The organism is Halorubrum salinarum (assembly GCF_013267195.1).
Lineage (GTDB): Archaea > Halobacteriota > Halobacteria > Halobacteriales > Haloferacaceae > Halorubrum > Halorubrum salinarum.
Genome location: NZ_CP053941.1, coordinates 1,262,923 through 1,284,665 on the forward strand (window position 1 = coordinate 1,262,923; position 21,743 = coordinate 1,284,665).

Below are 21,743 nucleotides of genomic sequence, written 5' to 3' on the forward strand. Positions count from 1 at the left end.
GCTGGTCGCCGCGAGCGTCCGTTCCGCCGTCAGATCAGGTCCGCCAGCGGGAGCGCCAGGCCGACGGCCCACGCCAACAGCCCGGCGACGGCGACGGGTCGGTCGGCCGTCGCCCGCCCGATCGCGACCACGGCGAGCGCGGCCAGCAGCGCCACCCGGTGGACGATGAGGTCGGGGGGAACGGTCACCCCGAGCGCCGCGAAGTCGGCGAGGAAGCCGGCGCCGAGGCCGACGACGACGGCCGCGGCGGCGGCCACCGGGTCGGACCGCGGCGCGCGCCAGGCGACCAGGGCGGGCAGCCCGGCCGCGAGGACGACGTACAGCGGGGCCGCGATGGCCTTCGGCGACACGGCCGGGAGCGCCGTCTCCAGCGCCACGCCCGCGACGCGGACGCCGACGAGGACGGCGCCGAGCGCGACCCCGAGCGTCGCGGCCGCGGCGTGTCGCCGCGCGTCGGTCCGCAGTCGGCCGAGGAGGTCGACGGCCGCCTCGCGAGTGCGCCGGCGGAGCAGCGCCCCGGCGAGCGCCGCGGTCGCCGCCAGTTCGATCACGGAGAGCCAGCCGTCGCTGCGCCCGCCGTCGATGCCGCGGTACTCGCGGCGCACGTCGGTCGCGCGGCCCGACTCGATGAAGTCGTCCTCCAGCCGCGTCGCGGGCGCGTCGATGTCGGGGACCGTGTGGCGGAGCCGGAACCAGTCGTAGTACTCCTCGTGGGCCTGGATCGCGGTGTAGGCGCCGTCGGGCGACTCGTACGCGCGGAGGTGGTCGCGGACGCCGAGGTACCGCCCGTCGTGGAGCTCGAACGTCTCGGCGAGCCACGCGCCGCCGTCCGGGCCCTCGACGTAGGAGTAGCGGAGCGAGCTGCGGGCGTCCCGCCAGTCGCGCCCGACGACCTCGCGGAGCTGGTCGTCGTCGCCGGCGGTCGCCGTGGCCTCGTCGGGGGGCGTCGCCTCCCAGTCGGTGCCCGGGTCGCCCTCGATGGCGGCCCGGGTCGCCTCGGCGTCGGCGTGGAAGACGACGTTGATCGCGAGGGTGCGCCCCTCGACCGTCCGGCTCCGGCTCGTGTACGGCCAGAGCCGGTAGTCGCCGTCGACCTCGATGAGCCGGTCGTCCGCGACGTCGTCCGCCCGCGGCTCCTCGGCGACGCCCGCGAAGGCCCCGGAGAGGGCGAGCCCGACCCCGACGACGGCGAGGAGCGCGACGACCGCGCCGAGCCGGTTCATGCGCCGCACCACAGCGCCGGAGAACAAACCAGTTCGGGTGGGGCGCGGCGCGACCGCCCGGGCGCCTCGCGGCCCGCGGCGCTCACCACGTCTCGACGAACCCGTCGCGGACGTCCTCCGCGCAGCCCTCGCAGTCGGGGTGCCCGGACTCGAAGCAGGCGGGACGCCCCTCGTCGTCGACCGGCACGGTCCGGCGCTCGGCGTGGCGGCGGCAGACGATGCGAGCGCGCCCGGCGTCGTCGGTCGGGAGGTCGAACCGCGCCGCGGCGGCCGCGCTGCCCTCCGGGTCGTCGCGCCCCTCGGCGTAGGCGCGTTTGGCCTCCTCGAACTGCTTGCCCGCCTTCCGGAGCTGCTGGCGGATGACGCGTTCGAGCCGGTCGTCCATACCAACCGTACCGGGCGCGGCGGATATAGGTCCGTTGGCGGAGCGCGCCGCGGTCGCGACGCGCTCCGGGTCGGCGAGGACCGTCGCCGCGGGAAACCTTGATGAGAGCGCCGAGCGATCGGTCGGCCATGTCCGACGACTGTATTTTCTGTTCGATCGTCGCCGGCGACATCCCGTCGCGGACCGTCCACGAGACCGACTCGGTGCTGGCGTTCCTCGACGCGAACCCGCTCGCTCGCGGCCACACGCTGGTGATCCCCAAGTCGCACGCCCAGCACGTCGGCGACCTCGACGCCGACCTCGCGAGCGACCTGTTCGACGCGGTCGCGGCGCTCACGCCCCGGATCGAGGAGGCGGTCGACGCGGACGGCGCCAACGTCGGCGTCAACGACGGCGAGGCGGCCGGCCAGGAGGTCCCGCACGTCCACGTCCACGTCGTCCCGCGGTTCGAGGGCGACGGCGGCGCGCCGATCCACGCGGTCGCCGGCGCCCGGCCCGACCTCTCGGACGACGAGCTCGACGCCGTCGCCGACGAGGTCGCGGCCGCGATAGCGGAGTAAGGGGACGGGCCGGGCCGCGGCCCGACGAACCGCGACGCGGCTTCGCGATTTTTACAAGCGACCTCCGGCGAGGCCGGCGTATGAACGCGACGACGCTCGCGCTGGTCGGGGCGACCGGCGGCGCGGGGACGACGCGGACCGCTGTCGAGCTGGCGGCGATGGGCGCGCGCGACGGGGCCGAGGTCGCGGTCGTCGACGCCGCGTTCACCACGCAGGGGCTCTCAGAGTACGTGACCGGGCGGATCGACCCCGACCTCACCGCGCTCCTCACCGACGACCCGGACGCGGCGCTGTCGGCGGCGGCGTACCCGATCGCCGGCGCCGGTTCGGGCGCCGGGCGCCCCGGAGTCGGCGACTCCGGCGACGACGAGGGGGACGCGACGGACCTCCCCGGGCGCGTCGACGCGGTGCCGGCGCGGGCCCCCTTCGAGCGGGTCGCGCGGGCGAAGACGGCGGAGGCGGCCCGGAAGCTGGAGCGGCGGATCGACGAGGCGGCGACGACGTACGACGCGGTGGTCGTCGACGCCGCCCCGGTCGGGTCGAACGAGGCCGTCGCGGCCGCGACGACCGCCGACCGCGCGGTCGCGGTCAGGCCGGCGACGGCCCACGGGCGCGACGCGGCCCAGCGGCTCCGCGGGCGCGTCGCCGACGTGGGCGGGGGACTCGACGCGACGCTCGCCGTCGAACGGGCGGGCTCCGGGGACGGCGAGGACGACGGGAGCGAGTCCGGCGCCGTCCGCGTGCCGGCGACCGACCCGGACGTGGCGGCCGCGCCGACGGCGGCGACGGGGGACGGCGCGTACGCGCGAGCGATCGCGACCGCCTACGAGGCGGCGTTCGACGCGTCGCTCGGCGTGGAGTTCCCGGAGCCGGGGCTCGTCGAGCGGTTCACGCCCTGAGACGAGTTGAGGAAGAGCCGCGATTCACCGCAGTCCGTCGGTGGAGCCGAGCGCGTCGCCGAGGGGGTCGTCGGCGCCGAGGCCGTCGCCGAGCGGCGCCGACCCGGCGACCTGCGCGTCGACCGCCTCCGCGAGGGGCTCGACGGGGTCGTGGGTCTCGACGTACGTCGCCAGCGCGAAGTCCGCCTCGTCGCCGCCGGCGAGTTCGACGGCCTCGCTGCGCGAGGTCCGGCCGGCGAGCCAGTCGCGGACCACGTCGCGCCCGGTCGGCGAGAGCGGGCAGACCCCGGCGACGCCGCACCGGTGGAGCGCCTTCGCGGCGGTCATCGGGGAGACGCCCGCCTCGCGGGCCGCGTCGCCGACGCTCCGGCCGGCGGTGTAGGCGTCGACGAGCGTGGCGGTCGCCTCGGGCGTACACGGGAGCGCGTCGGCGTGGGCCGACAGGCGGTCGACGAGCGGCGTCTCCGTGTCGTCCGCGAGGGCCACGCCCCGGTCGCGCTGGCGGGAGGTGACTTCGACCCCCGCCGCGATCTCCGACAGCGTCATGCGAGGCGATGGCGCGGGCGGCGGGTTAAAACCACCGTACTGCGGCGCCGTCGGCCGCGCGATCACCGACCGGTAACCGGTCGGTTCGGCGGCGCCGATCCGGCCGATCGACCGCCGATTCGCCCGGGTTTAAGTAAGGCATCGGGCCCGAGTTCGACGTGTGATGAGTGACGCACGCTCTACCCGCGTTCGTTCGCCCCGGACCGAGACCGACGACGCCGCGACGACGGACCGCGCGGCGACCGCCGACCGCGCCGCCGTCGCGGAGCGGAGCCCGACCGGCGACGAGAGCCGGACGGCCGACGAGGCCGGCGACCGCGAGACGTGCCCGGAGTGCGGCGGCCGCACGCGCGTCGAGGACGCGGAGCGCGTCTGCGCCGACTGCGGGCTGGTCGTCGAGGCCGACCGGATCGACCACGGCCCCGAGTGGCGGTCGTTCGACGACGAGGACACGGACCCGAAACGCACCGGCGCCCCGCTGACGCGGTCGCGCCACGACCGCGGCCTCTCGACGGAGATCGGTCGGTCGACGAAGGTGAAGGGGCGCAAGCGCCGGCGGCTCGCCCGGATGCGGACCCAGCACAACCGCGCGCAGATCTCGACGAAGCGCGACCGCAACAAGGTGTACGCCTACACCGAGATCCGCCGGCTCACCGGCGTCTTGGAGCTGCCCGACAGCGTCCGCGACAGCGCCTGCGCGCTGTTCGACTCCGCACAGGAGGAGAGCCTGCTCCGCGGCCGCTCGCTCGAGGGGTTCGCCGCGGCCTGCGTCTACGTCGCCTGCCGCACCGCCGACGTGGCCCGCACCGTCGGCGAGGTGTGCGCCGAGGCGAAGGCGACGGAGGCCGAGCACCGGGCCGCCTTCGACGCGATGAACCGCGAGCTCGGCCTCCCCATCGCGCCGAGCGGCCCCGCGGAGTACCTCCCGCGGTTCGCCAGCGACCTCGGCTGCGACCCGGCCGTCGAGCGCCGCGCCGGCGAGCTGGCCGAGCGCGCCGTCGAGGAGGGGATCGCGAACGGCCGCAACCCGGTCGGCGTCGCGGCCGCCTGCCTCTACACCGCGGCCCGCGAGCTCGACGCCGAGTGTACCCAGCAGGAGGCCGCCGACGCGGCCGGCGTGACGCCGGTGACCGTCCGGCGGACGTACGTCGACCTGACGGAGGAGTGAGGGCGCGGCGGAGAACGGCGACGGCGGCGCCGTCGCCTCGTGACGATCCGTCGGACGGCCGCGGCGGCGTCAGCGGGGACCGTCGCCGACCGGAAGCCGGCGGCGACCGACCGCCGCCGGTTGGGGGCGGCGACCGACCGCTGATAGCGGACAGGCGGTGTGGAGGGCAGGGAGGGCGCCCCGACCGCCCGGCGGGCGTCACGCAACTAAATCGAAGTGCGGGGGATAATTCTACGTTAGCCGTCGACAGTACGGATGGACCGAACAACGCGGTCGAATCGGACCGCTCGCGTCGTGCGTGTCGAAGTCACCGTTCGGGGAGCGAGCGCGGCCCAGTCACCCGTCGATCTTGTGTTTGAACGCGAAGAAGACGCGGCGACCGATCTCGGTGAGCCGGACGGTGTCCGACCGGCCGATGTCCTCCAACTCGACGTAGCCGCGCTCGCGCAGCGGCGAGAGCACGTGCGTCTCCAGCGCGCGGTACTTCGCGGTCCGGCTCTCGCCGGCCTCGCGCAGGAACGTGAGGTCGCGCTCGCGCGCCCACTCGATCAGGTTCCACTTGTCGGTGGTGACGTTCTCCTCGGCGCGCTCGTGGAGCCGACCGAGGACGGCCACCTGATCGGTGGTGGGAGCGTCCATCGGGTAGATCGGGAGGTCGACGGTTCGGGCGACGCCCTCGGTGAGCGGCTCCTCGCGCCGGTCGTGCCGGTGGCGCTCGGGCTCGACGCTGTACGGGCGCGCGCCGACGATCATACAGGCCAGCGCGACGCCGACCGCGGCGATCCGCGGCCCGGTCGAGACGTTCCCGAAGAGGCGGTCGCCGTCCTCGGCGCCCGCGCGGTGGCGGGCGGCGACCGTCGTCGTCACGCCGAGCACGTCGTACACGTCCGCGAGCGCGACGGGGATCGGCCGGACCTCGGCGAACTCGGCGGCGGCCGTCCACGCCTCGCGCTGGTAGTCGGTGAGCCCGTCGGGGTCGACGCGGGTGTCCGCGGGGTCGGCGGCGCCGGCCGCGTCGAAGTCCACGTCGCCGCGGTCCCCGTCGCGGTCGGGGGCGTCGACGAGGAGGTAGGCGACATCGGCGCCGTGGCGCCGGAGGGGTTCGACGATCCGGTCGCGCTCGTAGCCGAGCGGGACCACGTGGACGCGGCGTTCGGCGACGCTGGGGACCGAGGTGTCCATACCGTCGTTGTCCGCGGCGGTCGGTTAAATAGCTCGCCGGAGCGCTCCCGACCGATTGGGGCCGATCACGTGTCGTGGGGGCACGTACCACGAAAACCGTTAAGCCCGGCCCTCGCCTACGAGCGGACATGAGCGCTGACCGGTCCGCCCTCAGGCGGGCCATCGAGCGCGGCGAGCGGGACGGCGGCGCGATCGAGTTCAAGGAGCGGCTTACGCGGGAGGTCCACCTCGCGGACGGGCGCATGGAGTCGCTCGTGGCCCAGCTCCGCCACCGCGTCCTCTCCGGGGACGGCGAGGCGACCTACGTCCTCGGCGTGACCGACGACGGGGGGCTCGCCGGGATCTCCCCGGAGGCCTTCTCCGAGACGATGGACGTGCTCTCCCTCCTGGCCGACGAGGCGGACGCCCACATCGCCGACGCCGAGACGTGGAGCGCCGGCGACGGCGGCGACGGCGACGAGGCGGGGCTCGTCGGTCTCGCGACGCTCCGCGACGGCGGCGTGTTCGAGGCCGACGAGGACCACCTCGTGGTCGGCACCGCGGGCCACGTCGACCACGGGAAGTCGACGCTGGTCGGCACGCTGGTCACCGGGCGCGCCGACGACGGCGAGGGCGGGACGCGCGGCTTCCTCGACGTCCAGCCCCACGAGGTCGAGCGCGGCCTCTCGGCGGACCTCTCGTACGCCGTGTACGGGTTCGCCGACGACGCCGACGAGCCGGTGCGGATGGACAACCCGCACCGGAAGGCCGACCGCGCGGGCGTCGTGGAGGCGGCCGACCGGCTCGTCTCCTTCGTCGACACCGTCGGGCACGAGCCGTGGCTCCGGACGACGATCCGCGGGCTGGTGGGACAGAAGCTCGACTACGGGCTCTTAGTCGTCGCCGCCGACGACGGCCCGACGAAGACGACCCGCGAGCACCTCGGGATCCTCCTCGCCACCGAGCTCCCGACCGTCGTCGCGGTCACGAAGGCGGACGCCGTGAGCGAAGACCGGCTCGCCGAGGTGGAACGCGAGGTCGAGTCGATGCTGCGCGACGCCGGGCAGACGCCGCTGCTCGTCGGCCGGCACGGGGTCGACACCGCGGTCGCGGAGGTGGGCGACGGCGTCGTCCCCCTGCTGCGGACCAGCGCGGTGACGAAGGACGGGATCGAGACGCTCGACCGCCTGTTCGAGCGGCTGCCGAAGCGGGCGACGCCCGACCGCGAGACGTTCCGGATGTACGTCGACCGCAGCTACAAGGTGACGGGCGTGGGCGCGGTGGCGTCGGGCACGGTGAACTCGGGGACCGTCGAGACCGGCGACGAGCTCCTGCTCGGTCCCATGCCAGACGGCTCCTTCCGCGAGGTCGAGGCGCGGTCGATCGAGATGCACTACCACCGGGTCGACAAGGCGACCGCCGGGCGGATCGTCGGCATCGCGCTGAAGGGCGTCGACGAGGCCGAGATCGAGCGCGGGATGGCCCTGGTCCCTCGCGACGCGGAGCCGGACCCGGTCCGCGAGTTCGACGCCGAGGTGATGGTGCTCAACCACCCGACCCGGATCCAGGAGGGGTACGAGCCCGTGGTCCACCTGGAGACCGTCTCCGAGGCGGCGGCGTTCTTCCCGGAGGAGGGCCGCCTGCTCCCGGGCGATACGGGCGAGGCGCGCGTCCGCTTCAAGTTCCGCCCGTACCTGATCGAGGAGGGGCAGCGGTTCGTCTTCCGCGAGGGGTCGAGCAAGGGGGTCGGGACCGTGACGGACACCGGCGGCGACGGGCCGTCGTCGGGCGGGCGCTGAGCGGCGCCGATCGCGCTGCGCGCGAGGGCCGGACGCCTCGACCGAGGCGTTCGACCGGGCGGACCGACCGGCGTGGTTCGGATCCCGGCAGTCGTTTCTTCCTGATTCGGACGACGTTCGCGGGGAAGAATACGCACAAAATGATGACGAATCGACCGGAGATGACCGTATGGGCAGGACGACCCAAAATACTTATTAGAGTGAAACAAGACGACCGCTGTATGCGTCGACAACGCACACAACGAATTTCGCGACGAAAGGTCCTCGCCGGCAGCGCGGCCGGCACCTCGCTCCTGCTCGCCGGGTGTGCCGGCGGCGGAGACGGCGGCGACGGGTCCGGCGGCGACGGCAGTGACGGGTCCGACGGCAGCGACGGGTCCGACGGCGGCGACGGCGGCGACGGCGGCAGCGCCCCGACCCTGTACTTCGCGCAGGCGAAGGGCCCGCTCGACATGGACCCCGTGGTCATGAACGACGTGCCGTCCGCGCAGATCGCCGGGCGGATCTTCGACGGCCTCTACGAGTACGGCGACGGCGTCAGCCTGGAGCCGAAGATTGCCGCGGACATGCCCACCGTCGAGCGCGACGGCACGCGGTTCATCGTCCCGATCCGCGAGGACGCCCAGTTCCAGAACGGCGACCCGGTCACCGCCGAGGACGTCGTTCACACGATGATGGCGCCCATCGAGGAGGAGACGCAGAACGCCTCCGAGGTGGACATGATCGACACCGGCGAGGTCGTCGACGAGACCACCGCGCAGTTCGACCTCAAGTACCCGTACGGCGCGTTCACGATCGCCATGGCGCGGAGCGTCGTCAACGCCTCCGTGCGCCAGGAGGACACCGAGGCGTACAACATGGACCCGGTCACCTCCGGGCCGTTCAAGCTCAGCGAGTGGGAGCCGGAGAGCTACGCGACGCTCGAACGGTGGGACGACTACTGGGACAGCGAGAACCTGCCGGAGATCGGTACGGTCGAGTTCGAGCCGATCGTCGAGCAGACGACGCGCGTCACCGAGCTCGAGACCGGGAACGTCGACATCATCGAGTCGATCCCGCCGCAGCTGTACGAGACGGTCGAGGCGAACCAGAGCGCGACGCTGACCGAGGAGCCGGGCATCGGGTACTTCTACCTCGCGTTCAACTGCGGCGAGGGACCGACGAGCGACCCGCTCGTCCGCGAGGCGGTCGACTACTGCGTCTCGATGGACCAGGCGGTCGAGAACTTCGTCGAGCCGGCCGGCGTCCGTCAGAACAGCCCGTTCCCGTCCTCGATCTCCGAGGAGTGGGACTTCCCGACCGACGAGTGGTCCGACATCCAGCACGAGCAGGACCTCGAGGAGGCGCAGGCGCTGTTCGAGGAGGCCGGCGTCCCGATGGACTACAACTGGCGGATCATCGTGCCGCCGGACGACAAGCGCGAACAGATCGGCATCTCCATCGGCGACGGGCTCCAGAACGCTGGCTTCCAGAACGTCGAAGTCCAGCGCCTCGACTGGGGCACCTTCCTCGACGCGTACGTCACCGGCAACGAGGACGACTACAACATGTACACCCTCGGTTGGTCCGGCTCGCCGGACCCGGACACGTTCGCGTACAACCTGCTGAGCAAGGAGACGGAGGGCGTGACGAACGGGACGTTCCACGACTACGAGGAGGCCTCGCAGAAGCTGACGCAGGCCCGCGAGTCGGCCGACCGCGAGGAGCGGCGGCAGCTCTACATCGAGGCGACGACCTCGCTGCTCGAAGGGCGCGTCCACCTCCCGGCGTACAACCTGAACAACTCCTACGGCGTGCGCAACGTCGTGGAGGGCTTCAGCTCGCACCCGATCTCGACGGAGATCCAGCTGGACGGCGTCACCGTGACCCGGTAATCGGACGCGCCGACCGAGAGATCGGATTCACGGAGCGACCCCGGGCGGTCCGTGCTCGGGTCGGAATCGAGTCGTAAACGCGGCCCTTCCGGGCGGTCGGCGACGGGGCCGGCCGCCCGCTCGCGGCGCCGAATTGGTGCGTCGGCGGGAGCGAAACGGATAAGCGACAGCAAAAACCGAATCGAAGCAACGAGGAATCCACGACAGTGAGTTTACTTCGGTACACACTCCGGCGGTTCGCACAGGCGATACCCGTACTGATAGGTATCGTGACGATAACCTTTTTCCTGGCAAACCAGATCCCCGGCGACCCGGTCGACATCATGCTCGGGCCGACGCCGGCCCAAGAGCAGGTCGAGGCGATCCGCGCCCAGTACGGCCTCGACCGGCCGATACACGTGCGGTACTTCGCGTACCTCAGCAGCGTCGCGACGGGCGATCTCGGCCTCAGTATCTACTACGACCGCCCCGTCCTCGAGATGATCATCCTCCGGCTCCCGGTCACGCTGCTGCTCATGCTGTCCGCGTTCGCGTTCGCCATCGTCACCGCCATCCCGCTCGGCGTGATCTCGGCGAAGCGGCGGAACGAGCCGGCCGACCACGTCTCCCGTATCATCTCGCTGATCGGCGTCTCGACCCCGTCGTTCTGGATCGGGCTGGTGTTGATCATCGTCTTCGCGTTCCACCTCGGGTGGTTCCCCGCGCGGGGGCTCGTCCTCCCGTGGGAGAGCCCGGCGAACGTCCGCGGGGCGGCGACGCAGGTGGAGGTGATACGCCAGTCGGCGCACCACCTCTTCCTGCCGATGATCGGGCTCGGAACGCTTCAGATGGCCCAGATCACCAGGATCGAGCGCTCGTCGATGGTCGACTCGCTCCAAGGCGAGTACGTGAAACTCGCCCGCGCGTACGGCGTGCCCGAGTCGACGATCGTCCGCAAGCACGCGTTCCAGGTGGCGCAGCTGCCGGTGATCACCATCATCGGGCTCGGGCTCTCGACCGCGCTCGGCGGCGCCGTCCTCACGGAGACCGTCTTCGGGATCCAGGGGATGGGGAGGCTGATCATCACGGCGATCCAGAATCAGGACTACCAGCTGATCATGGGGACGACGCTCGTGTTCGGGTTCGTCTACGTGGTCGGCGTGATCATCACGGACATCACGTACAGCTACCTCGACCCGCGGGTCACCTACGGTGACGAGTAATGTCTGTTAACAGCGCGACTTCGGACGACGACACGCCGGACGACGGCGACGGGAGCGGCGGGCCCGAGGAGGTCGAGGCCCGCGTCGGCCTGCGGTACACGCTCAAGCAGGTCAGACAGGACACGACGGCGCGGATCGGGACCTACATCGTCGGGTTCATGACGTTCGTCGCGATCTTCGCCGCGTTCGACTACTACGTCCTCGATTACGCGATCGCGGAGGCGGTCCTGTACAACCCCGAGACCGACCCGGGGAACGTCCGGCGGCTCCTCCCGCCGGTCGGCATGGAGAACCAGTTCGGGCAGGGGGTCATCGAACACCCGCTCGGCACCGACCACCGCGGTCGCGACCTGCTCTCCCGGACCATCTACGGGACGCGGATCGCGATGACGGTCGGGTTCCTCGCGACCGCCATCGGCCTCGGCGGCGGCACCGTCATCGGCGCCGTCTCCGGCTACTACGGCGGCTGGATCGACGACGTGCTCCAGCGCGTCACCGAGACCATCTACGCGATCCCGTTCCTCGTGCTGGTCATCGCGTTCATGACCGCGTTCGGGCGGAACCTCACGTTCGCGATGATCGGCGTCGGGATCACGGCGGTCCCGGTGTTCAACCGGCTCATCCGGTCTCGCGTCGTCTCCATCCGCGAGGAGGACTACGTCGAGGCCGCCCGGGCCGCCGGGGTGAAAGACCGGAACATCATCTTCCGGCACATCATCCCCAACAGCTTCGCGCCGGTGCTGGTCCAGGCGACGCTCCAGGTCGGCGTGAGCATCCTCATCGTCGCCGGCCTCTCGTTCCTCGGCTTCGGCGCGCAGCCGCCGACGCCGTCGTGGGGGCAGATGCTGTCCGCCTCGCGCGGCTACATGCTCCCCGCGCCGACGTTCAGCATCTTCCCCGGCATCGCCATTCTGATCACCGTCATCGGCTTCAACATTCTCGGCGACGGCCTCCAGGACGCCCTCGATCCGCGGATCAACAACTGATATGAGCGAACCACTACTCAGCGTACGCGATCTCAAGACACAGTTCTTCACCGAGGACGGGACGGTCCGCGCCGTCGACGGCATCTCCTTCGACGTCAACGAGGGGGAGATCGTCGGGCTCGTCGGCGAGTCGGGCGCGGGCAAGTCCGTCGCGACCTCCAGTATCCTCCGGCTCGTGGACAGCCCCGGCGAGATCGTCGGCGGCGAGATCGAGTTCAAAGGCGAGACGATCTTCGGCCTCGAAGAGGGCGACGACGGCGAGTTGCGCCCGCGCGACGAGATGCTCACCGAAGAGGAGATGCGGAAGCGGATCCGCGGCCGCGAGATCGCGATCATCTTCCAGGACCCGATGGAGTCGCTGAACCCCGTGTTCACGGTCGGGGGACAGCTCCGGGAGTTCATCGAGATCAACCGCGACCTGGGGGCCCAGGAGGCGAAGGAAGAGGCGATCGACATGCTCAGAGAGGTGGGGATCCCGGCGCCGGAGTCCCGGTACGACGAGTACCCCCACCAGTTCTCCGGCGGGATGCGACAGCGCGTGCTGATCGCGATGGCGCTGGCCTGCCAGCCCGACCTGATCATCGCCGACGAGCCGACGACCGCGCTCGACGTGACGGTCGAAGGCGAGATCCTAGAGATGGTCAAGGAGCTCCAGGAGAAGTACGACACCTCGTTCATCTGGGTCACCCACGACATGAGCGTCGTCGCGGAGATCTGCGACCGGGTGAACGTGATGTACCTCGGCGAGATCATCGAGCAGGCGGAGGTCGACGACCTGTTCTACGACACGAAACACCCGTACACCTCGGCGCTGCTCGACTCGATGCCGCGCCCCGACCGGACGGTCGACGAACTCAGACCGATCCAGGGGGTGATGCCGGAGGCGATCGACCCGCCCTCGGGCTGTCGGTTCCACTCGCGGTGTCCCGAGGCCAGGGAGGTGTGCCGGGAGGTCCACCCCGAGCCGCGGGACCTGAGCGAGGCGGGCGAGCCGCCCCACACCGCGGCGTGCGTGAAACACGACGCGTTCGAGGTCGGCTACGACGAGAGCCCGGCGATCGAGACGGAGGCCACCGGCGGGTTCTCCGCCGGCCTCACCGAGACCGGGGGTGAGGCGGAATGAGCCGGGTCGGCCCGCCGGAGTCGGACCCCGAGGCGCTGTTACAGGTCCGCGACCTCTGTAAGTACTTCGACAACGAGAGCGGCCTGCTGGCCGGCGTCGAGCTCGACGACGAGTTCCCGTACGTCTCGCGGTCGACCTCCGACGTGCGCGCCGTCGACGGCGTGAGCTTCGACATCAAGGAGGGGGAGACCCTCGGGCTCGTCGGCGAGTCCGGCTGCGGGAAGTCGACGCTGGCGCGCACCGTCCTCCGGCTGCTCGAACCGACCAGCGGGAGCGTCTACTTCCAGGGCGAGGACCTCGCCGAGCTGTCCGGCGAGCCGCTGCGGCGGATGCGGAAGGACATGCAGATGATCTTCCAGGACCCGCAGTCCTCGCTCGACCCCCGGATGAAGGTCGGGCCCATCGTCGAAGAGCCGATGAAGGCCCACGACATGCTCGACGAGGAGGGCCGTGAGGCCCGCGCCAAGGAGCTGTTAGAGAAGGTCGGGCTCGACCCGCAACACTACAACCGGTACCCGCACGCGTTCTCCGGCGGGCAGCGCCAGCGCGTGAACCTCGCGCGGGCGCTGTCGGTGAATCCGGACTTCATCGTCTGCGACGAGCCCGTGTCGGCGCTCGACGTGTCGATCCAGGCGCAGGTGCTGAACACGATGGAGGAGCTCCAAGAGGAGTTCGACCTGACGTACCTGTTCATCGCGCACGACCTGAGCGTCATCCGCCACATCTCCGACCGCGTGGCGGTGATGTACCTCGGGAACATCGTCGAGCTGGCCGACAAAGAGGAGCTGTTCGAGAACCCGAAGCACCCGTACACCCGGGCGCTGCTGGACGCCATCCCCGTCCCGGACCCGCGGAGCGGCGGGCGGACCGCGCTTCTCTCCGGCGACGTGCCGTCGCCGATCGACCCGCCCTCCGGCTGCCGGTTCCGGACGCGGTGTCCGGAGGTGATCCAGCCGGACGAGTACGACATGAGCGACGACGCCTGGCGGAACGTCGTGGCGTTCCAGCGGGCGGTCGACCGCCGGGAGTTCGAGGAGACCGACCCCGACGCGCTCCGGTCGCGGTACTTCGGGGACGCGGCGCCGAGCGGCGAGGCCGGCACCCTGCTCGACGAGGCGCTCGGGCACATCGAGCGCGACGAGTTCGACGAGGCCGAGCGGATCCTCGTCGAACGGTTCGCGGACCGGAGCGTCTGCGCGACGACGACGCCGGCCTACGAGGTGCCGTCCGACCTCACCGACGGCCGTCACTACGCCGCGTGTCACCTGCGTCGCGACGAGGCGCTCGCGAGCGACGTGGACGAGGCCGCGGCGGACGCCGCGGCCCGCCGCGGCGCGGAAGCGCCCGAAGCGGACGACTGAGCGCCGGCAGTTTTCGCAGGCCGCTGCGGTAGGGAATCTTCTTCCGGGAGCGTGAGTCGCCCGGCTATCGGATCCGGATCTGCGTGGCGTCCTCGTGGCGCTCGTCGGCGCCCGGGACCGGCACGAACACGGAGACCGTGTGGTCCCCGCGCTCGGCCCGGACGGACCGGTCGAGCCCGTCGTCGTCGGTGCGGCGGAACCGGCCGTTCCACGTGGCCGTCGCGCGCTTCGTCTCGCCGGCCCGGAGCGACAGCGACGAGCCCTCGCCGCGGACGTAGCGCCGCTCGTCGGTGGCCTCGACGACGCCGTCGACCGCCCACCCCCACAGGCGGCCGGTCGACGTGGGGACCTCGACCGGGACCGGGAGGCGGTTGCGGATCGCGACGGTGATCGCGACCGGCTCGTCGGGCGCGTACTCGGCGGCGTCGGTGCTGACCGTCACCTCGATCGCTCGCCGCGCCACCGACCGCGGCACGACGCGGCCGACGGCCTCGGAGAGGTAGTTCTTCGTCTCGTCGAAGCCGGTTCGGTCCGACTGGCTGTCGTGTCGTCTGTCGACCATGTGCGTCTCTGAAGGCTGGAACCCGGCGATGCCGGCTGCGTTCGGGTCGCGATAGGCGCGTCGCGGTACTAAGCGTTCGGGTCGGCGGCTCCCGGCGACCCGCCGCCGTCGACCACTTCGACCAGTTTCATTAGAGGGTAGCCGTCCTCCATCTCCATCCGGGTGCGGACGGTGACGCCTGCGTACTCGATCCGCATCCGGACGTCCATCAGCGAGCCGGTGAGTTCGGTGTAGCCGTTCTCGTGGTCGATGGCGTCGGCGACGCGGTCGTCGTGGACCGTCACGTCGACGGCCGCGCAGTGCGGCTGGTTCTCGATGGCCTCCGCCATCGCCGCCTCCAGGCTCCGCGTGCTCGACGTGCTGACGGGCGTGCCGGCGAACTGGTGGTACAGCGAGCCGAACTTGATCCCCGCCTCGAAACACGCCTGCTGGGCGTCGGTTGCCATGGCGGAACGCGGCCGCGGGCGGGCAAGAAGGTTCGGACGGCGGACGGAGGCGGAGTCGGGACCGCGGACCGCGGCTATCCGCCGGCGCGCAGCGGGAGCAGGCCGTCGTCGTCCCCGGATCCGTCGTCGCTGGTGTTGTCTCCGGTCGTGTCGTCGCCGGAACCGCCGTCAGTCGTGTCGTCGCCGCTCGTGTCGTCCCCGGAGCCGTCGTCGGTCGTGGTTCCCCCGTCGCCTGAGTCGTCGGAATCGGTCGAGCCCTCGGAGTCGGTCGAGCCGCCGTCACCGGACGTCCCGTCGGCGCTCGTTCCGTTCCCCTGATGGAGCCCCTCGTCGAAGATGTCGGTCTCGACCGTTTCCTCGTACGTCAGCGCGTCCAGCGGGACGGTGAGCTCCTCGCCACCGGGGAGTTCGACCACCGCGTAGAACTCGATCCGGAGGTCGCTCACCTGGTGGCCGTTGACGGACTCGTCGAGGTGGGTGACCCACCACTCGTCGAGGCGCTCGTTGCGGAGCGCGGCCGTGAGTTCGATCGTCTCGGAGCCGTACGAGGGGATGACGTACTCCTCCTCGGTCGACCCGGAGCCCATCGCGACGCCGTTCATCGTCACGTCGTAGCCGATCTCGGTGACGACGTACGGTTCGAGGTTGGGGTTGTAGGCGTCGAACTCCATCTCGATCGGCGTCTCGGCCTCGCTCACCGTCCCCCAGCGGCCGCGCGTCTCGTTGACGTAGAGGACCGGGTCGTCCACGAGCGGCGCGTCGGCGTTCACCGGGCGCGTCTCGTCGGACGTGAACGCGCCGATGAGGTCCGTCTCGATCTCGCGGGTTCGGGTGAGGTCCGCGCTCCGGCCGAGGAGGTCGGAGGTGACCGTCGCGTCGATCGCGACCGTCGTCCGCTCGCCGTTCCGGACGTGGCTGGTCCACCACGGCGGGATCGCGTCGTTGTCCAGGTCGGTCTCGAAGGCGATAGAGGAGTTGCCGGAGCCGACGCTGACCCCCTCGCGGCCGCCGCGCGCCATCTCGACGTCGTTCATCGAGACGGTGTAGTTCATCGAGACGCCGTCGAGGCCGACGCCGATCGGGTTCGGGTTCGAGACGACGAGGTCGGTCTCGACGACCGTCGTCTCGTTCGTCACGTCGCCGAAGGAGTTGTTCACGGCGGCGACGCTCGGGACGCCGAGGACGCCGAGCGCGACCGCCCCGCCGACGGCGGCGACGACGACCGCCACGCCGACGACCGCGGCCCGAAGTTTGCTCGCGGTGAGCGCCGAGGCGACGCGGTCCAGAGCCATACCGGCCCGTTTCGATCGGCCGATAAAGGCGTGTCGCTCGGGGGAGGAGGCGAGGGTCGGCGGGCGGGGAGTCGAACCGAAGGCGTTTGGTGCGGCGGGCGGAACAGGCGGACATGAACTACCTCCGCGTGCGCGGCGGACGAGTGCTCCGGCCCGACGGCCGAGTCGAGCGGGCGGACGTCGCGGTCGACCGCGACGAGGGAACGGTCCGGGCCGTGGGGTCGCCGGACGAGGTGGACGAGGCGCTCGGCGGGGCGGCCGCCGAGACGCTCGACGCGTCGGGGTCGCTGGTGATGCCGGGGCTCGTCAACGCGCACACGCACGTCGCGATGACGCTGCTCCGCGGGTACGCGGACGACAAGCCGCTCGACCCGTGGCTCCGCGAGGACATCTGGCCGGCGGAGGCCGAGCTGACGCCCGACGACATCGAGGCGGGCGCCGAGCTGGGCGCCGTAGAGATGATCCGGTCCGGGACGACCGCGTTCGCGGACATGTACTTCGCGATGGACCGCGTCGCCGACGTCGTCGACCGCGCCGGGCTGCGCGCGCGGCTCGGCCACGGCGTCGTGACCGTGGGGAAGGACGACGCGGACGCACGCGCGGACGTCGAGGAGAGCCTCGCGGTCGCGCGCGACCTCGACGGCGCCGCGGACGGGCGGATCCGCACCGCGTTCATGCCGCACTCGCTGACGACGGTCGGCGAGGAGTTCCTCCGCGAGGGGGTCGCCGAGGCCAGGGCGGCGGGGGTTCCCGTCCACCTCCACGCGAACGAGACGACAGACGAGGTGGACCCCATCGTCGACGAGCGCGGCGAGCGACCGATCGCGTACGCCGACGACCTCGACGCGCTCGGCCCGGAGGACTTCTTCGCGCACGGCGTCCACGTCGACGGGTCGGAGATCGACCGGCTCGCCGAGGCGGGGACCGCGGTGGTCCACTGCCCGGCCTCGAACATGAAGCTCGCCAGCGGGATGGCGCCGGTCCGGCGCCTGCGCGAGGCCGGCGTGACGGTCGCGCTCGGCACGGACGGGGCGGCCTCGAACAACGACCTCGACGTGTTCGACGAGATGCGCGACGCCGCGATGCTCGGGAAACTGGCCGCTGACGACGCGAGCGCGGTCCCCGCGGCGGCGGTCGTGGAGATGGCGACGGCCGGCGGCGCGGACGCCCTGGGCCTCCCGGGCGGCCGGATCGAGGCGGGGGCGGCGGCCGACCTCGCGGTGGTCGACCTCGACGCCCCGCACCTGACGCCGGTCCACGACCCCGTCTCGCACCTCGCGTACGCGGCCCGCGGGAGCGACGTGCGCCACACCGTCTGCGACGGCGAGGTCCTCATGCGCGACCGCGAGGTGCTGACGCTGGACGCCGACGCGGTCCAAGAGCGCGCCGCGGCCGCCGCGAGCGACCTCGTCGACCGGGTCGAGGGGAACTGAAACGGGCGACACCCGCGCGAGAACGACACGGAGACGGTGGCGCGTGCCTGCGAGCGGCCGCCGACGGCGGCCGCGAGACAGCACGCGCGAGGGAGTCGCGAACGAAGTGAGCGACGAGGCTGGGGAGGCGTGAGGTGCGGTCGCTGTGCGTTCCCGCGAGCGCAGCGAGCGGGAGCACGGAAGTCGCAGCCCGCGCAGCGAACGGAGTGAGCGAGCAGGACCGTCTTCCGGAGGGGCGGGACTCAAAGGGGCAGTCGCCGGCGGCTTCGCCGCCGGCTGCCCGTGGCGCTACGCGCCACGCTGCCGTGAGGGCGGCGCAGGTGACGCAAGGACCGCAGCGAGGGAGCGAACGTAGTGAGCGACCGACTGCGGACCGCAGCGAGCGTGCGCCGCCCTCACGGCTGGGGCTTTGGAGGTGTTTTCCGCCGATCGTCAGTCGGTGACTTATAAATGGGCCGTGAAGGCTCCGTCGGTAGTCACCACGCTGACAGAGGCTGCGCGAACAGACGATACGGAAACGACGTAGTGCGCGCGAGCGGCGACCGACGCGCGTCCGGGACCGAAACGGGGTCCGATCGCGCCCGAAACCGGTCCCGACTCCCCGATATCCCAAAACAAACGCCTCAGCGCCGTTAACCCGAATACAAACCGAATTAAACCGCGTTAAGGGAGTTCGCTCTTTATGTGTGAACAGGGGCAGGACCCGAGTGGACATGAGCGAACGCACGACAGCCATCCTACTGATCGCGGTCGTCGCGCTCGGCGCGATGACCGGCGTCGCGGCCGCCGACGGCGACCTCGAAGTGGCGGTCGACGACGCGGACGGCGAACCGACGGTCACGGTGACAGAGAACGGCACCGCGGTCGAGAACGCGACGGTCCTCGTCGAGGTGGTCGACGAAGAGAACGAGTCGTACGCGGGAGCGGGCGAGTACGAGACGGACGCGAACGGCAGCGTCCAGCTCCCCGCCGCCGAGGAGGACGTGACCGTCGAGGTGACGGCCGCCTCCGGTAACGACACCGCCTCGGCGACGGTCGACCTCGAGGCGCCCGACGGCCTCGAACTGGAGGTCGACGACGAGGACGGCGAGCCCGTCGTCACGGTGACGGACGACGACGAGGCGGTCGCGAACGCCTCGGTGAACGTGACGGTGGCCGACGGCGAGAACGCCACCTACGCCGGCGCCGGCGACTACGAGACCGACGCGAACGGCACGGTGACGCTGCCGGCCGCCGAGGAGGACGTGACCGTCGAGGTCACCGCCGGGTACGAGAACGACTCGGTCTCCGAGACCGTCGAGCTGGAGGCGCCCGACGGCCTCGAACTGGAGGTCGAGGACACCGACGAGGAGCCCGTCGTCACGGTGACGAACGACGACGAGGCGGTCGCGAACGCGACGGTCGTCGTCGCGCTCGCCGACGACGCGGGCGAGAACGCCTCGTACGCGGGCACGGGCGAGTACGAGACGGACGCGGACGGCACCGTCGAGCTGCCCGCCGCCGAGGAGAACGTCACGGTCGACGTGACCGCCGAGTACGAGAACGAGACCGTCTCGGAGACGGTCGAGCTGACCGTCGGCGAGGAGGACGAGGACGACGAGGCCGACGCGGGCACGCCGTTCGGCCAGCTGGTCCGCGAGTTCATCCAGGGGCTCAAGGACCGGAACAGCGACATCGGCGGCGCCGTCTCGGACTTCGTGACGGAGAACAACCCCGGCAACGCGCCGGACCACGCGGGCGGCCCCGGCGGCCCGGACGAGGCTGACGACGACGAGGCCGACAACGAGACCGACGCGCCCGGCAACGGCAACGCGCCCGAGGGCGTCGGCAACGGTCAGGGCGGCCCGCCGGACCACGCCGGGAACGGCGACGACGCGGACGACGAGGACGGCGCGGACGACGAGGACGCGGAGGAAGACGAGGCCGAGGAGGACGAGGATGACGGCGACGACGACGAGGAGGACGACGAAGAAGAAGACGACGAGGATGACGACGACGCCGGCCCCGGTAACGGGAACGGCAACGGCCCGCCGTAACTGACGCGCGGGCGACGCGGTCCCCGAGGCGCGAGCGGTTCGGTCCCGTTTCTCTCTTTCTCCTCGTCGACCCCTCGACGAGGACCGTCGACGCGATCGGTGTCGGCAGGGTTTAGTGCGCCGTGAGCGAACCGAGAGGTATGAGCGAGACCGCGTATCCGCCGGTGTCACAGCACCTCTCGGACGTCGATACGGCCCGAGAGGAGGGGCGCCGGAAGATGGACTGGGCGCTCCAGCACATGCCGATCTTGAACGCCCTCCGCGAGGAGTTCGTCGACGAGCAGCCGCTCGAAGGCGAGACGATCGCGATGGCGATGCACGTCGAGGCGAAGACGGCGAACCTCGTCGAACTGCTCGCCGAGGGCGGCGCCGAGGTCGCGATCACCGGCTGTAACCCCCTCTCGACGCACGACGACGTGTCGGCCGCGCTCGACGCCCACGAGTCGATCACCTCCTACGCCGTGCGCGGCGTGGACGACGACGAGTACTACGACGCGATGCACGCCTGCATCGCCCACGAGCCGACCATCACCGTCGACGACGGGATGGACATGGTGAAGCTCGTCCACGAGGAGTACCCCGACCTGATCGACTCCATCGTCGGCGGCGCCGAGGAGACGACCACGGGCGTCGACCGCCTGCGCGCGATGGACGCCGACGGCGAGCTCCACTACCCCGTCTTCGCGGTGAACGACACGCCGATGAAGCAGCTGTTCGACAACGTCCACGGCACGGGCGAGTCGTCGCTCGCGACCATCGCGATGACGACGAACCTCTCGTGGGCCGGGAAGAACGTCGTCGTCGGCGGCTACGGCCAGTGCGGGAAGGGCGTCGCCAAGAAGGCCGCCGGACAGAACGCGAACGTCATCGTCTGCGAGGTCGACCCGCGGAAGGCCCTGGAGGCGCACATGGAGGGGTACGAGGTGCTCCCCATGGCGGAGGCCGCGAAGAAGGGCGACGTGTTCATCACGACCACGGGCAACCGCGACGTGATCACCCGCGAGCACTTCGAGGCGATGGACGACGGCGTCCTGCTCGCGAACGCCGGCCACTTCGACGTTGAAGTAAACCTCGACGACCTCGACGACCTCGCCGTCGACCGCTACGAGGTCCGCGACGGCGTCGAGGGGTTCGAGATGGAGGACGGCCGCGTCCTGAACGTCATCGCGGAGGGGCGGCTCGTCAACCTCGCCGCGCCCATCGCTCTCGGCCACCCGGTCGAGGTGATGGACCAGAGCTTCGGCGTCCAGGCGGTCGTCGTCCGCGAACTGGCCGCCAACGGCGACGCGTACGACGCCGGCGTCCACGACGTGCCCGACGAGCTCGACCGCGAGGTCGCGGACATCAAGCTGGCCGCCGAGGGCGTCGAGTACGACGACCTCACCGACGAGCAGCGCGAGTACATGGGCAGCTGGGAGCACGGGACCTGAGACGGCGCGGGACTCCCGGCGGTCGCCCGGCCGCCTTCGACCCGTTTTTGTGCCGCCCGACCGTACCGATCCCATGAACCTGACCGCGGTGTTACACGCCGGATTCGGCGTCTCGGTGCTGGCCGGAATCCTCGTCTCGGACACGACGCTTCGGATCGCCGCCTTCGCGCTCGGCGTCGTCCTCTTCGTCGCCGGTATCGCCGTGTCGCGGCGCGGCGACTGAGGGAGGCGGTCCGGCTCGCGCCCTTTTTCAGCGG

At 71.4% G+C, this 21,743-nt stretch carries 20 protein-coding genes; 13 read left to right on the forward strand and 7 right to left on the reverse strand.

Annotation, left to right across the window (positions count from 1 at the left end; genetic code table 11):
* Nucleotides 1-29: 29 nt before the first annotated feature.
* Nucleotides 30-1,223 (reverse strand): hypothetical protein, encoded by a 1,194-nt coding sequence (locus HPS36_RS06355; protein ID WP_173229218.1) that lies wholly within the window; start codon nucleotides 1,221-1,223, stop codon nucleotides 30-32.
* Between the two features lie 82 nt (nucleotides 1,224-1,305).
* Entirely contained in the window at nucleotides 1,306-1,608 is a 303-nt protein-coding gene (locus tag HPS36_RS06360) for a DUF7091 family protein (RefSeq protein ID WP_121563453.1), read from the reverse strand.
* 128 nt (nucleotides 1,609-1,736) lie between these two features.
* Between HPS36_RS06360 and HPS36_RS06365 the strand changes: the two genes are divergently transcribed.
* Both HPS36_RS06365 and HPS36_RS06370 read left to right on the forward strand, forming a co-directional pair.
* Complete coding sequence (locus HPS36_RS06365) at nucleotides 1,737-2,168, forward strand: HIT family protein (protein ID WP_173229220.1); 432 nt, start codon at nucleotides 1,737-1,739, stop codon at nucleotides 2,166-2,168.
* An 80-nt stretch (nucleotides 2,169-2,248) separates the two neighbouring features.
* Complete coding sequence (locus tag HPS36_RS06370; RefSeq protein WP_173229221.1) at nucleotides 2,249-3,067, forward strand: P-loop NTPase family protein; 819 nt, start codon at nucleotides 2,249-2,251, stop codon at nucleotides 3,065-3,067.
* A gap of 24 nt (nucleotides 3,068-3,091) precedes the next feature.
* Here HPS36_RS06370 and HPS36_RS06375 read toward each other — a convergent pair whose 3' ends face one another.
* Nucleotides 3,092-3,613 carry a DUF7858 family protein gene (locus tag HPS36_RS06375; RefSeq protein WP_121600400.1) on the reverse strand — a complete coding sequence of 174 codons (522 nt, stop codon included), beginning with the start codon at nucleotides 3,611-3,613 and terminating at the stop codon, nucleotides 3,092-3,094.
* Nucleotides 3,614-3,776: 163 nt separating this feature from the next.
* On the opposite strand from HPS36_RS06375, the gene HPS36_RS06380 reads away from it, so the two are divergent.
* Nucleotides 3,777-4,781 (forward strand): transcription initiation factor IIB, encoded by a 1,005-nt coding sequence (locus tag HPS36_RS06380; RefSeq protein ID WP_137717030.1) that lies wholly within the window; start codon nucleotides 3,777-3,779, stop codon nucleotides 4,779-4,781.
* Nucleotides 4,782-5,117: 336 nt separating this feature from the next.
* Here HPS36_RS06380 and HPS36_RS06385 read toward each other — a convergent pair whose 3' ends face one another.
* Nucleotides 5,118-5,963, reverse strand: coding sequence for an HFX_2341 family transcriptional regulator domain-containing protein (locus tag HPS36_RS06385; protein ID WP_173229223.1), 846 nt, complete (start codon nucleotides 5,961-5,963; stop codon nucleotides 5,118-5,120).
* A 128-nt stretch (nucleotides 5,964-6,091) separates the two neighbouring features.
* Between HPS36_RS06385 and HPS36_RS06390 the strand changes: the two genes are divergently transcribed.
* From HPS36_RS06390 to HPS36_RS06415, 6 genes are all read left to right on the forward strand, one after another.
* Nucleotides 6,092-7,741, forward strand: coding sequence for a GTPBP1 family GTP-binding protein (locus HPS36_RS06390; RefSeq protein WP_173229225.1), 1,650 nt, complete (start codon nucleotides 6,092-6,094; stop codon nucleotides 7,739-7,741).
* Between the two features lie 221 nt (nucleotides 7,742-7,962).
* Nucleotides 7,963-9,615: an ABC transporter substrate-binding protein gene (locus tag HPS36_RS06395; RefSeq protein WP_173229227.1), complete on the forward strand. Its 1,653-nt coding sequence runs from the start codon at nucleotides 7,963-7,965 to the stop codon at nucleotides 9,613-9,615.
* 206 nt (nucleotides 9,616-9,821) lie between these two features.
* Nucleotides 9,822-10,817 (forward strand): ABC transporter permease, encoded by a 996-nt coding sequence (locus HPS36_RS06400; protein WP_222595379.1) that lies wholly within the window; start codon nucleotides 9,822-9,824, stop codon nucleotides 10,815-10,817.
* Complete coding sequence (locus HPS36_RS06405; RefSeq protein WP_173229228.1) at nucleotides 10,817-11,803, forward strand: ABC transporter permease; 987 nt, start codon at nucleotides 10,817-10,819, stop codon at nucleotides 11,801-11,803. Before HPS36_RS06400 ends, HPS36_RS06405 begins: the two co-directional genes overlap by 1 nt.
* Before the next feature lies 1 nt (nucleotide 11,804).
* Nucleotides 11,805-12,926 (forward strand): ABC transporter ATP-binding protein, encoded by a 1,122-nt coding sequence (locus tag HPS36_RS06410; RefSeq protein ID WP_137717035.1) that lies wholly within the window; start codon nucleotides 11,805-11,807, stop codon nucleotides 12,924-12,926.
* Complete coding sequence (locus tag HPS36_RS06415; RefSeq protein WP_173229230.1) at nucleotides 12,923-14,287, forward strand: ABC transporter ATP-binding protein; 1,365 nt, start codon at nucleotides 12,923-12,925, stop codon at nucleotides 14,285-14,287. The genes HPS36_RS06410 and HPS36_RS06415 overlap by 4 nt, the downstream gene beginning before the upstream one ends.
* A gap of 64 nt (nucleotides 14,288-14,351) precedes the next feature.
* Here HPS36_RS06415 and HPS36_RS06420 read toward each other — a convergent pair whose 3' ends face one another.
* The 3 genes from HPS36_RS06420 to HPS36_RS06430 all read right to left on the reverse strand — a co-directional run bounded on the left by HPS36_RS06420 (nucleotide 14,352) and on the right by HPS36_RS06430 (nucleotide 16,587).
* Entirely contained in the window at nucleotides 14,352-14,849 is a 498-nt protein-coding gene (locus tag HPS36_RS06420) for a hypothetical protein (protein WP_173229232.1), read from the reverse strand.
* A gap of 68 nt (nucleotides 14,850-14,917) precedes the next feature.
* Complete coding sequence (locus HPS36_RS06425; protein WP_173229234.1) at nucleotides 14,918-15,295, reverse strand: dihydroneopterin aldolase family protein; 378 nt, start codon at nucleotides 15,293-15,295, stop codon at nucleotides 14,918-14,920.
* A gap of 74 nt (nucleotides 15,296-15,369) precedes the next feature.
* The gene (locus HPS36_RS06430) at nucleotides 15,370-16,587 is read right to left on the reverse strand and encodes an LEA type 2 family protein (RefSeq protein WP_173229236.1); all 1,218 of its coding nucleotides are present in this window, start codon (nucleotides 16,585-16,587) and stop codon (nucleotides 15,370-15,372) included.
* 113 nt (nucleotides 16,588-16,700) lie between these two features.
* On the opposite strand from HPS36_RS06430, the gene HPS36_RS06435 reads away from it, so the two are divergent.
* From HPS36_RS06435 to HPS36_RS06450, 4 genes are all read left to right on the forward strand, one after another.
* Entirely contained in the window at nucleotides 16,701-18,020 is a 1,320-nt protein-coding gene (locus HPS36_RS06435; RefSeq protein WP_173229238.1) for an amidohydrolase, read from the forward strand.
* A gap of 713 nt (nucleotides 18,021-18,733) precedes the next feature.
* Nucleotides 18,734-20,056, forward strand: coding sequence for a DNA primase (locus tag HPS36_RS06440; RefSeq protein WP_173229240.1), 1,323 nt, complete (start codon nucleotides 18,734-18,736; stop codon nucleotides 20,054-20,056).
* Between the two features lie 140 nt (nucleotides 20,057-20,196).
* The gene (locus HPS36_RS06445) at nucleotides 20,197-21,486 is read left to right on the forward strand and encodes an adenosylhomocysteinase (protein WP_173229242.1); all 1,290 of its coding nucleotides are present in this window, start codon (nucleotides 20,197-20,199) and stop codon (nucleotides 21,484-21,486) included.
* Between the two features lie 73 nt (nucleotides 21,487-21,559).
* Entirely contained in the window at nucleotides 21,560-21,709 is a 150-nt protein-coding gene (locus HPS36_RS06450; RefSeq protein WP_173229244.1) for a hypothetical protein, read from the forward strand.
* The last annotated feature ends 34 nt before the right edge of the window (nucleotides 21,710-21,743 follow it).